At 33.6% G+C, this 12,289-nt stretch carries 11 protein-coding genes; 1 reads left to right on the top strand and 10 read right to left on the bottom strand.

The window, feature by feature from the left end; translation table 11 throughout:
- Nucleotides 1-2: 2 nt before the first annotated feature.
- The 10 genes from QO182_RS09820 to QO182_RS09775 form a co-directional block, all read right to left on the bottom strand.
- Nucleotides 3-848: a transglutaminase N-terminal domain-containing protein gene (locus QO182_RS09820; protein WP_371561278.1), complete on the bottom strand. Its 846-nt coding sequence runs from the start codon at nucleotides 846-848 to the stop codon at nucleotides 3-5.
- 157 nt (nucleotides 849-1,005) lie between these two features.
- Nucleotides 1,006-1,971: an alpha-E domain-containing protein gene (locus tag QO182_RS09815; RefSeq protein ID WP_371561276.1), complete on the bottom strand. Its 966-nt coding sequence runs from the start codon at nucleotides 1,969-1,971 to the stop codon at nucleotides 1,006-1,008.
- Nucleotides 1,972-1,984: 13 nt separating this feature from the next.
- Complete coding sequence (locus QO182_RS09810) at nucleotides 1,985-3,424, bottom strand: circularly permuted type 2 ATP-grasp protein (protein ID WP_371561274.1); 1,440 nt, start codon at nucleotides 3,422-3,424, stop codon at nucleotides 1,985-1,987.
- Between the two features lie 740 nt (nucleotides 3,425-4,164).
- Entirely contained in the window at nucleotides 4,165-5,220 is a 1,056-nt protein-coding gene (locus QO182_RS09805; protein WP_371541917.1) for an NAD(P)-dependent alcohol dehydrogenase, read from the bottom strand.
- Between the two features lie 123 nt (nucleotides 5,221-5,343).
- Complete coding sequence (locus QO182_RS09800; RefSeq protein WP_371561272.1) at nucleotides 5,344-6,438, bottom strand: alkene reductase; 1,095 nt, start codon at nucleotides 6,436-6,438, stop codon at nucleotides 5,344-5,346.
- 404 nt (nucleotides 6,439-6,842) lie between these two features.
- Nucleotides 6,843-7,016 carry a hypothetical protein gene (locus tag QO182_RS09795; RefSeq protein WP_371561492.1) on the bottom strand — a complete coding sequence of 58 codons (174 nt, stop codon included), beginning with the start codon at nucleotides 7,014-7,016 and terminating at the stop codon, nucleotides 6,843-6,845.
- A gap of 12 nt (nucleotides 7,017-7,028) precedes the next feature.
- Complete coding sequence (locus QO182_RS09790) at nucleotides 7,029-7,280, bottom strand: hypothetical protein (protein ID WP_371561271.1); 252 nt, start codon at nucleotides 7,278-7,280, stop codon at nucleotides 7,029-7,031.
- Between the two features lie 129 nt (nucleotides 7,281-7,409).
- Complete coding sequence (locus QO182_RS09785; RefSeq protein ID WP_371561270.1) at nucleotides 7,410-8,417, bottom strand: zinc-binding alcohol dehydrogenase family protein; 1,008 nt, start codon at nucleotides 8,415-8,417, stop codon at nucleotides 7,410-7,412.
- A 90-nt stretch (nucleotides 8,418-8,507) separates the two neighbouring features.
- Nucleotides 8,508-9,182 carry an NAD(P)H-dependent oxidoreductase gene (locus QO182_RS09780; protein ID WP_371541929.1) on the bottom strand — a complete coding sequence of 225 codons (675 nt, stop codon included), beginning with the start codon at nucleotides 9,180-9,182 and terminating at the stop codon, nucleotides 8,508-8,510.
- A 626-nt stretch (nucleotides 9,183-9,808) separates the two neighbouring features.
- The gene (locus tag QO182_RS09775) at nucleotides 9,809-11,176 is read right to left on the bottom strand and encodes an NAD-dependent succinate-semialdehyde dehydrogenase (RefSeq protein WP_371541931.1); all 1,368 of its coding nucleotides are present in this window, start codon (nucleotides 11,174-11,176) and stop codon (nucleotides 9,809-9,811) included.
- Nucleotides 11,177-11,773: 597 nt separating this feature from the next.
- On the opposite strand from QO182_RS09775, the gene QO182_RS09770 reads away from it, so the two are divergent.
- The gene (locus QO182_RS09770; RefSeq protein ID WP_371541933.1) at nucleotides 11,774-12,205 is read left to right on the top strand and encodes a peptidylprolyl isomerase; all 432 of its coding nucleotides are present in this window, start codon (nucleotides 11,774-11,776) and stop codon (nucleotides 12,203-12,205) included.
- The last annotated feature ends 84 nt before the right edge of the window (nucleotides 12,206-12,289 follow it).

Genomic DNA, 12,289 nt, shown 5'->3' with positions numbered 1-12,289 from the left:
ATTTACTTATATTTTTCTATTGAAAGTTGGGTTTCTAATTTAGAAGTTGCACTACCTCGAATACCTCCAGAGACTGGCATTGTGTTTTCGAAGTGCGCACTTGAAGCAATCGGGAAATGCGTATTTCCTGTAAGAATACCGTGACTTGGATCTAAACCTAGCCAACCAATTCCTGGTAAAAAGACCTCCACCCAGGCATGTAGTTCATAAGCGGGGTGGATCATGTCAAAATAATAGTAACCACTAACAAAACGTGCAGCGATTCCAAACTGTCTTAACAGGTTTATTTGCATCCATGACAAATCTCGGCAAGATCCTCTTTTTATTGTAAAGGTTTCGTCTGGTTTTAATGGTGATCCTACTTCTCTATATTCAACACTAAAATCGTCATGTAATTGTTTAGTCAGATTTGTTAAAAACGAAATCGTATTAAAATTAGATTCTTTTAAAATGGCTGTTCCGTAATCAAGTAATTCTTGTGAGATGAGTTGGCCTTCTAACGTAGAAAAAAGTAATTTTTTCTGCAATTCATCATATTGTAATGGTAGTTGATTAAAGTGTAGTGGATAAATTAGGAAATCAAAAGGGTTAAAGTCCTTCGTTTCCAGAATGGTTGTTGACGTAATTGTTAATTGGTTCGTCATCCCTTCAAACCAACAAAAATCTACTACATTATTTTCTTCATCTTGTACTACCCTATGCCCTGTCGGTTCTGGCAGAATCGTTATTGAATAATCTGTTACATCGACATAAGTTGTTTCTCTTGGTCGGAACCTCAAATAATGTGGTTCCAGAAACACTTCTGAATTAAACAAATAGACTGTATTATGAGTAATCTTAAATTTCATTGGTTGATTCTAATTTTTAGTATTCTAATACTTTGGTACAATTAATTTTTAAGGATTAGTTCTCGATACCTGCCCGTGGCAAACAGGTATTTTTTTTCATTTCATTCCACAAAATGCACTCGAACTGACGATTTTAAAAACTAAACAGCTAGATATTCTATTTTACTTCTGAGTAATCAGTTTGTATCACAAAAAACGAGTTGTAAATAGCTGAAGATATTTTATTTAACTTTCCTTGGATCTCATCCAGATACTCATGCATGCCTTTATCTATAATGTCATTAATGTCAATATATTCCAATTGCGATCTTAGGGCGCCTAATTGTTTTTGTGCGTCATTACTAAAGCCAACAGCACTACCAGACAACGTAATAAGTGATTGCTCAGCAATTAGTAGACAAGCAAGTATAGATCTAGGAAATTCTTTATCTAGAATCAAAAACTCTGCAATGCAGGAAGGCGATAGCTTTCCGTATTTTTTTCTATACATATCATAAGCACTTACTGATTTTAAAAGGGCTGCCCATTGTATTAAATCTATCGACGATCCAACTTCCGTAGGAGAGTCTAATAAAAGATGGTATTTAGCGTCTAGTACTCTTGATGTTTTATCTGCACGTTCTAAAACTTGTCCCAATTTACCAAAATTCCAACCTTCATTTCTAGATATGGTAGAATCATACATCCCGTAAACTAATTGACATCCGTTTTTTATGTGGGTAAAAAAATTTCTAATATTTACATCTAAACATTGTTTTTTGTCTTGACCGTCTTTCACTAAAAAATAAAGGGCATTGATTTGTTCCCACACTTCTTTTGTGATTTCGGTTCTTACCGCACGAGCATTTTCTCTTGCGTTTAAAATACAATTGTAAATTGAGTTTGGGTTTCTTTCTTCAAAAGTCAGAAAGTAGATGACTTTCGTTTTTTCTACTTTCGAATTAAGCGATTGATACAATTCCCAATCTCCTGTAATAACGACCAGTGGTTGCCATTGCTGCATTTCATTAGGTGGTAATTCCAATGATAAATTAAAGTTAACATCCATAAAACGAGCATAATTTTCTGCACGTTCTAAATACCTATTCATCCAATATATTGTGTTTGCTACTCTTCCAAGCATAATTTTTTTAATTTTAATTGTTTAATATCCAAGTATCTTTACTTCCTCCCCCTTGGGACGAATTGACAACGATTGAGCCTTTTTTTAGCGCCACACGCGTTAATGCTCCTGGAATAATTTTTATACTATCTTCTCCATATAACGCATAGGGTCTTAAATCTACATGACGTCCTTCAATCGTGTCCTCAGTCAAAGTTGGCACTCTGGAAAGGTTAATCATCGGTTGTGCAATATAATTTCTTGGATTGTGTTTTATTTTTGCAATAAATTCTTGTTGCTCTTTTTTAGTAGATTTTGGACCTATAAGCATTCCATAACCACCTGAAGCATCCGTTTGTTTCACCACTAAATTATGAATATTTTCAATAACATATTTACGATCGGCTTCTTCATCACAAATATAGGTTTGTACATTTGGTATAATCATCTCTTCACCTAAGTAATATTTGATGATTCGAGGAATATAAGCATAAACTGCTTTGTCATCTACAACGCCTGTTCCAGGTGCATTAACTAGTACTACGTTTCCTTTTAGATAGGCTTTAAATAATCCAGGAGTTCCTAATACAGAATTTTTATTAAATGCTAGTGGGTCAATAAATTCATCATCCACACGACGATAAATAACATCCACACGTTGCAAACCAGCGGTGGTTATCATAAACACGACATCGTCTTTTACAATTAAATCTTTACCTTCTACTAACTCCGCACCCATTTGTTGCGCTAAATAAGAATGCTCAAAATAGGCCGAATTAAAAATACCTGGAGTTAATACAACAACGTTAGGTTTTTCAACATCAGTAAGTGATTCTAACGTATCTCTTAAAATGTGTGTGTAATTATACACAGGCTTTACTCCTAGTTTTTTGAATAGTTCAGGAAATGTTCTTTTCAGAATTTCTCTGTTTTCAAGCATGTAAGAAACTCCCGAAGGACATCTTAGATTGTCTTCAAGTACATAATATTGTCCGTCACCACCTTTGATTAAGTCAGAACCAGTAATGTGACACCAAATGTCTTTTGGAGGTGTAAATCCTTGTAATTGTTTTAAATAAGAAGCGCTGGATAAAATTAATTCCTTTGGGATAATTTTATCTTTGATGACTTTTTGGTCATTATAAATATCCTGTATAAACAAATTTAATGCTCTAATACGTTGCTCTAAGCCTTTTTCTAAGTGCGTCCATTCTGTATTATCAATTATTCTAGGAATAATATCTAAATGAAGAATTCGCTCTACACCTTGATTGTCGTCATACACATTAAAGGTCATTCCTAATGATAGTTGGGCTCTATCAGTAGCATGTTGAAGGCTTTTTAGCTTCTTGTGACTCACTTTTTGGAGCCGTTCTAAAAATAACTTATAATTGGGCCGAACGTTATTATTTTCATCAAACATTTCGTCATAATACCCTTTGGTATCGTATTCTGATAAATTTAACTTTAACATGAAAAATAGTGAATTTATTCCTTTTTTAAAACATCTTTTACTTGCTTTTTTAACCGCAAATAAAGTTTAATTTTGAATTAAATAGAGGATTGGTTTTTTTAAAAAAAATTATAACAAACTAGAAAAGTACTAGATTTATATTCCTCAATATACGAATAATATACTATAAAATCTTACAAATATGAAGTTAAATGTTATTTTAATTGTTATAAAATTAAATATCTCACACACTTTTTATCTGTAAAATGCTTTTAATCAAAGGGTTATTTGCTTTCTTTTGTGTAATTAGAAAAGACACCTATTATTTTCCATTATGTAAGTAAATAAGTATCTAACGTCCCAAATAAGTACTAATATATTTTTTTATTGCAACGCTCCGACTCTATTATTAGAGCCAATTTTGAAGACAACTTCGGTAGCAAGTTTTGTTTAAAAATGCATTTTGGACCTTATATATTAAATCCAGAAATACGCTCATTTGATTGCTGTTTTTTTAGCCTTTCTACAAACCTCTATTTTTAGGGATAAAAATTTTCTGACGGTTGCTTTCACTTTTTGTTGTTTAAACTAAAAAAGTCCCAAAGCTTTTATACTTTGGAACTAATAAATTAAGATTTTTATGAAATCTTATGTCTATAAAATTTTCACCAAATGCTTACCGCTGTCGCTTAGTTGAAAAAAAAACAGCATCTAAAGTGAATTTAGATGCTGTTTTAAAACTAGTAAATAAAAAGACTCTTTTATTTAAGTGATTTCATATCAATTACAAATCTGTATTTTACATCATTGCTTGTAACACGATCATAAGCTTTGTTTATATCTTGTATGTTGATCAATTCAATATCACTTGTAATATTATGTTTTCCACAGAAATCTAACATTTCTTGTGTTTCTTTAATACCACCAATTAAAGAACCAGCGATACGCTTACGTCCCATAATGATATTTCCTCCGTTAAATGGTTTTAAAGGTTCTACTGCTCCAACTAAAACCATTGTCGCATCAATTTTCAATAGTCCTAAATACGGATCCATCTCATGCCCTACAGGAATGGTGTTCAAGATAAAATCGAAGCTGTTTTGATGCTTTTTCATTTCTTCAGCATCTTTAGATACTAAAACTTCATGAGCTCCTAAACGTTTAGCATCTTTTCCTTTTTCTGGAGATGTTGTAATCATTACTACATGTGCACCTAAAGCATGTGCAAATTTAACTCCCATATGGCCTAAACCTCCTAAACCTACAATACCTACTTTATCTCCTGCTTTAACTTTCCAGTGGCTTAGTGGAGACCAAGTTGTAACTCCTGCGCATAATAAAGGTGCGGCTGCTGCTTCGTCAAGATTTTCTGGGATGCGCAATACAAATTTTTCATCCACAACTACTGATGTAGAGTAACCTCCGTAAGTTTCTTTACCTTCAATGTGCTTATCTGGACTGTTGTAAGTGAATGTTGCTCCTTCTTCACAAAATTGCTCTAAGTCTTTTTGACAAGAAGAACATGTTTGACAAGAGTCTACTAAACAGCCTACTCCTACTAAATCTCCTACTTTATAACTGCTAACTCCATCACCAACTTCAACAACACGACCAACTATCTCGTGTCCAGGAACCACTGGATATGTTGATCCGTGCCATTCGTTTCTAACAGTATGTATATCACTATGACAAACCCCACAGTACGTAATATCAATTTTCACATCGTCTTTTCCTACTGCTCTTCTTTCTATATTTAAAGGTATTAAATCCTCTGTTGGTGCCGTTGCACCGTATGCTTTAACTGTAGTTGTAGCCATTTTTATTTATTTTAAAGTTTAATTTATATTTAATTCTTTACATGCAGAACTTAATTAATTAGCTCTGTATGCTAATAAAGTGTTCTACATCAAATTTTTGTCATTCTCTTTCTAGAAAACCTTTTATTTTGAAACTGTTGGGTAATCCGTATATCCTTTAGCTCCTGGTGTGTAAAAAGTATCTTGATCCCAAGCTGCCATTGCTAAGTTATTTTCAAAACGCTCTACTAAATCTGGATTAGAGATGTATAATTTACCATAAGCAACTAAATCAGCATTCCCTTCTTCAATTACTTTATTTCCTTTTTCTTGATCAAAATTAGAGTTAATCATTAATGTTCCGTTATATAAAGGACGGAAATGTTTAGCGATTTCTTTAACTGCGTATGGTATCGCTGAAACATCAGTAAATGGTTCCGACAAATGTACGTAAGCTAAATTATAATTATTTAATTTTTTAATGATGTACTCAAATGTAGGGATTGTTTCTTCATCCATAGTCATACCAAACATACCATCTAATGAAGGGTTAAAACGCGCTCCAATATTTTCTTGTGGCATCACTTCTTTAATAGCATCCAAAACTTCAAAAAAGAAACGGCATCTGTTTTCAATACTCCCACCGTATTCATCTGTTCTTAAATTTGAAGTCCCATTAAAAAATTGGTGGAACAAATAACCATTTGAGGAATGTATTTCAACTCCGTCAAAACCTGCTTTTACAGCATTTGCAGCAGCATTTTGAAAATCTTTTACCGTAGTTTTAATATCTTCAATAGTCATTGCTTTAGGCGTAACCGTATCTTTGAATCCTTCTGGAGTAAATGATTTAGAGTGTGGGTTTATAGCAGAAGCTGATAAAGGCAAGGCTCCATTGTGAAAATCAGGATGAGACATACGACCTACATGCCATAACTGAATAAAGATTTTTCCATCTTTATCATGCACACGTTTCGTTACTTTTTTCCAACCTGCTACTTGCTCTTCTGAATAAATACCTGGAGTATTAATATAACCTACCGCGGCAGTAGACACTTGAGAGCCTTCTGAGATAAGTAAACCAGCTGATGCACGTTGCTCGTAATATAAACCATGTAGATCATCTGTAGGTACGTGACCTGGGTTACTTGCTCTACTTCGCGTCATGGGTGCCATGACAACTCTGTTGTTTAAGTTAATATTTTTATTATATGGTGTTAATAGCTGTTGCTTGTTCATTTATGTTTAATTAAAAATTAATACAAACAAAATTACAGTACCACATTACCAATATCATTGACCTAGATCAATTAGTATTTATTTAACTTTTTTGCAACAGTAACAAAATGCGCTTAAAAATAGAAAAAGCCACAATAAAATAGTGGCTTTTTCTTAATATCAATCAATTCTAAAATTATCCAAATGAAACCTCTTTTACAATAGCAGTAAGTCTAAAAAATGTAAATTGGTTTTATAGATTGGTTTTACTATTATTTAACAAGCATCATTTTAAGTATTTATAAATCAAGTGTGTATGTATATAAATTTAAATAATTGTAATGTCATGACTTCTATGATAAAACTTAGAATGACGATTTGTTTTAATTTTATTTACTTTTTTTTAAATAATCAGGAAGCTCTTTTTACAACCAATCTTCACGTACAAGTACGTGTAAGTCTAAATCTACGGTTTGCTCCAATGCCCAAAATTCATGTGGTACGTTTTCTGGAAACACAATTACCTCTCCTGCTCCTATTTCTACAAATACTTCTTTACCGTCTATAACGGTCTTAATTTTAACTTTACCTGACATAATATAGGTAATTTGCTAGTTTGGGTGTTTATGCCACGGCATGTGCGCTCCTTTTTCTAGGTTAAAAATAGTCATTTGCCCTTTTTCTCCGTGGAACCACTTGCGCTGAATTCCTTCACCAATAGTTTCTGATTTCATTTTATCAAAATTAAAATGTTGCACTTTTGAGGTTGCAACAGAATCTATGGTCTTTACTAGTGCATTTACTGTATTGCTAGTAAGTATTGCCGTTAAGGCTAATGCTGCTATCGTTATTTTAAAATTCATTTTGTTGTTTTATTTAAATCAGCTATTGCTGATTCATTTCAAAAAAAGTCAGTTTAGTTTATCTCGAAATGGCTTCGAAATAAACTAAACTGACGAAATCTTTAATTGAAAATTATTGCTTTATGTGAATTAAAATCCTTCTAAAACTATTTTTCCTTTTGCTTTTCCCGTTTCTAAGAAAGCATGTGCTTTACGTAAGTTTTCAGCGTTTATTGTACCAAAATTTTCTCCTAAAGTTGTTTTTATTACCCCAGCATCTATAAGTTTAGACGCTTCGTTCAAAATGTTGTGTTGCTGTTGTATGTCTGCTGTTTGAAACATAGAACGAGTAAACATAAATTCGATATGTGTAGAAACTGCTTTATGTTTAAAAGGCATTACGTTAAAAGATTTTGGGTCGTCTATAAAACCAAATTTACCTTGTGCCTTGATAACTTTCACGATTTCTTCTGCATGCTCTTCAGTACCATTTAAACTCACTATGTAATCTGGAGCGGGAAGATTGTATTTTTCAAATTCTTCGCTTAGTTTGTTTCTATGGTTTATTACTGTATCAGCTCCTAATTCTTTTAACCAGGCTGTAGTTTCTTCGCGGGAAGCGGTGCCAATAATATTCAATTTTGTCAATTTTTTAGCTAATTGTACTAAAATCGAACCCACACCACCGGCAGCACCAATAACTAAAATTGATTTGCTAGCATCATCCTTAGCAACTTGAAGCCTATCAAACAACATCTCCCAAGCGGTTAGTGTTGTCAATGGTAACGCAGCAGCTTCAGCATACGATAAACTAGAAGGTTTTTTCCCCACTATTCGTTCGTCTACAATTTGGTATTGCGCATAACTTCCTTGACGTGTTATATCTCCTGCGTACCAAACTTCGTCTCCCACCTCAAATAAAGTTACGTCTTCACCGACCTCTTTTACAATTCCGGTAGCGTCCCAACCAATTACTTTCCAGGCATCACCTTCTGCAGCTACATTAGCACGTACTTTATAATCGGCTGGATTAACTGATATGGCTTTGATCTCTACTAGAATATCTTTTCCATGTGCTTTTGGCGTATCTAAAAATATGTCTTGTAATGATTTAACATCTTCTATCGGAAGATTCTTTTTATATCCTATTGCTTTCATCTTTTAGTCATTTATGTTTAAAATATATTCAAAAAGTAACCTTCGAAACTGAAAAATAATTATTTTATTTACTTTTGAAACAGTTATTTATTACTTCCAAGTTACAATGTCTTCTATGTTTCTTCTCGATTTACCAAATTCTGGATCTGCTTTTCTGTATCCAAAAGCAACCATAAATGATAAACCATATTTGTCAGTATCAACACCAAACTTTTCTCTCAATAAAGCTTCTGCTTTCTCTTGGTGAAAACCTTCAATAGGACAACTATCAATACCTGTTAAAGCAGCAGCAGTCATCATGTTTCCTAAAGCGATATACGTTTGTTTAGAAGACCAATCGAATAATTTTTTATCGGTATCCAAGTCAAAATCGCGTTGTTGAAACTCTCTATAAAACTTAGAAAACATTTCAATCACTTCCGCAGGTAATTTTTTAACATCTTTCATCATAGACATGATGTAATCTGAATCCCATTTCACCATTGGTGCTTTCATTGACAAACCTAAAACAAAATGGCTAGCAGTATCTAATTTTAAAGGCGCTCCCCAAGCAACGGGCTTTAACAATTCGCGCAATGCTGCATCCTGAACAACAATAAAATGCCAGGGCTCAAAACCAAAAGAACTTGGTGATAATCGTGCTGTTTCTAAGATAAATTTAATGTCATCATCTGAAATAATTTTAGTAGCGTCAAATTCTTTAGTAGCATGTCTAAAGTTGAATGCGTTGATAATATCTTGTTTTGCGATGTTTGGTGTGCTCATGTTCTATTTGTTAAAAGTTGTTTTATTTATCTGGGTGCAAAGATAAAGCCAGAACACAGTTCTTTTAAGGTAATAAAAAAGGCAATTTATGTACTTTTAAAGGTTTTTATACTTTGATATAGCCTTTGTTAATGATTATTATATAGTTTTACTCCAAAACAACATTATTATGGAGCTTTAGAAGTTTATAAACCTTTTGTAATACAATAGGTAGAATTAACAGAATGGAAACAGCGCCCGGTTAGAAATGATTTTTTTGAACTGGTTTTAGTAAAGGACGATGTAGGTACACAATACGATCACTGAAATCGCTGATGAATGGGGCTCTACAGATGTGAGTCCTCTATCGAAAGCGTTTAAATCCTATGTGGGTAAATCGATTGGGGAGTTTAAAAATGAAGGGGGAGTATTTGCTTTTAAAACGTACTGCTTGTGCTAGTAATTGATTTGTTTCCAGGTTCTATTTGAAAACAACTAAGCCCTCCCTCCTATAATGCCTAATATAAGCGTTCTATTGACAATGTAGAAGGGAAGTACTATTTACTGAGCCCTAAATCTGTGAAAGACAACTTTTTTTTTGCCACAGATTCAAAAATTTATAAAAATTATTGTTTAATATTTTACTTTTAGTCAATCCAAATCGTTTTTGTATTCACAAACTCACGAATTCCATAAGCAGCTAATTCTCTTCCGTAACCACTATTTTTAATACCGCCAAAAGGTAATCTTGGATCAGAAACCACCAATTTATTTACAAAACTGCTTCCTGCTTCCAGTTGTAATGCCAATTTTTCTCCGCGTTCTCTATTTTTTGTTAACACGCCAGAACCCAAACCAAATTGAGAATTGTTTGCTAGTTCAACAGCATGTGCATCATCTTTTGCTCGAATTACGGAGGCTACAGGACCAAATAATTCGTTATCAAAAGCTTCCATCCCAGGTGTTAGATCACCCAATATGCTTGCAGGATAATAAGCCCCTTTTCCTTCGGGGATTACTCCTCCAAGAACCAAACGGCCTCCTTGTTCTATAGTCTTCTTTAGCTGTTCGTGCAATTCATCTCTTAAATCTATCCTTGCCATTGGCCCGTAATAGGAATCTTCACTAGTGGGCTCGCCCATTTTAGCCGCTTTCATTTTCTTAGTAAATAATGCTAGAAATTCGTCATATATTTCATCCAGAACAACAAATCTTTTTGCTGCAATACAGGTTTGCCCATTGTTTTGTAGTCGGCCCAAAGTAGCTAAATCAGTTGCTTCTTCGAGATCTACGTCGTCCAGAATAATATAGGCATCACTCCCTCCCAGTTCCATTACCGTTTTCTTTAAGTTTTGTCCTGCAATTGAGGCAATCGAACGTCCAGCAGCGTCGCTTCCAGTAAGTGTAATGGCTGCAATATTTTTATCTTCGATTACTGTTTTTACCTCTTTGGCATCAATATTTAAATTCATAAAAACCCCTTTTGGAAATCCTGCCTTAATAAAAGCATCTTCAATCGCAAAGGCACACCCTTGAACATTAGAAGCGTGTTTTAAAACTCCGGTGTTTCCTGCCATTAAAGCCGGAATAGCAAAGCGAATGGCCTGATAGAACGGAAAATTCCATGGCATTACGGCTAGAATCACTCCAATGGGCTGAAAGGTTACATAACTTTTTGTCGCCTCTGTTTTTACGGTTTCATTAGCTAATAAGCTACTTGCATTTTCTGCATAATATCGACAAATCCAAGCGCATTTTTCAATCTCTTTGCGGGACTGTCCAATTACTTTACCCATTTCTTGGGTTGCCAGTTGTGCATATTCTTCGTTGTTTTCATCAAGGATATCAGCTAATGCATACATAAATGTAGCACGTTCCTCAAATGATTTTTGTTTCCAAAGATGATATTCCTTTTTTGACGCTGCAATTATTTCGAGTGCTTCACTACTTGTAATTCGGTCATATTCCCCTATTTTTTCTCCCGTTGCCGGATTGATGCTTATAGTCTTTGCCATTGTTTCTGTTTTTAAGTCTTTACTGCTTTTTGTTAGCATAAAGTATAAAAGTACTAAAAAGGCAGGCAAAAATTATTCGCATTTGGTTTAATTTAGGATAGTTCTTATGCCTTTTTGCTACGAAATACTTAGTCGTTTTGTTCTGTAGTCTCGTTTCATAGAATAAATTCGACAATTGCTTGTGATCTGTCAGCTAGACAATTTAAAATTTTATTATTGTTTGCTATAAATTATAAATTAATGACGCGTAACCTAAGGTCGAGATGATAAAGTAATCATAAGCATAAATCGAGGCCAAAGGTTGAACATACAGAGTAATTAGAGACTGAATATCGAAGTACTGTCAGGACTGTCATGCTTTTTATGGAATTCTAGAGACCGCTTTAGAGTTAAAAAATGGCAATATAATTCACAAATCGTTGTTTATTTACTTGTTTATAGAAGAATAAGTTGTCAAATTGGTCTTTATTCCAAAGTATTTCTCTTTATAGGTTCTTTGGCGTGGTTTTGGCGCATAAGAAAACGTAAGTTTAAATATAAATACGAAGAGGGTAAAAATTACGCAAATTGTATTTTTTAAAATTAAAAAAAAATTTTATGATTCAAGTTAGAGAGAATAACACAGTTAAGGTACATTACGTAGGAAAGTTATCAGATGGTCAAGTTTTTGATACTTCAGAAGGAAAAGAACCTTTAGAGTTTACTTTAGGACAAGGAAAATTGATTCCCGGATTTGAAAAAGGGCTAATCGATATGAAATTAAATGAGAAAAAAACAATTACAATTTCAAAAGAGGATGCTTACGGTGAATCTCGCGAAGATTTAATTCAAGAAGTAGATAAAAGCCAGCTTCCTGAAGATATTACACCTGAAATTGGAATGGGACTTGTTTCTAAATCTTCTGATGGAAACGAAATGAATTTACTAATCGTTGAAGTTAAAGAAGCGACTATCGTAATTGACGGTAATCATCCTTTAGCAGGAAAAGAGTTGATTTTTGATCTTGAAGTAGTTGATATTCAAGGATAAGAAAAACGACACTGTCCCGTAAAGTGTGTAAGTTAAAAAAATAGGGGTTTGCCTTTTTAATTAAAGTTGAACCCTTTTTTCAAA

The organism is Flavobacterium sp. Arc2 (assembly GCF_041431385.1).
In the GTDB taxonomy this organism is placed as follows: Bacteria; Bacteroidota; Bacteroidia; order Flavobacteriales; family Flavobacteriaceae; genus Flavobacterium.
This window is presented reverse-complemented; position numbering and strand designations above follow the sequence as displayed.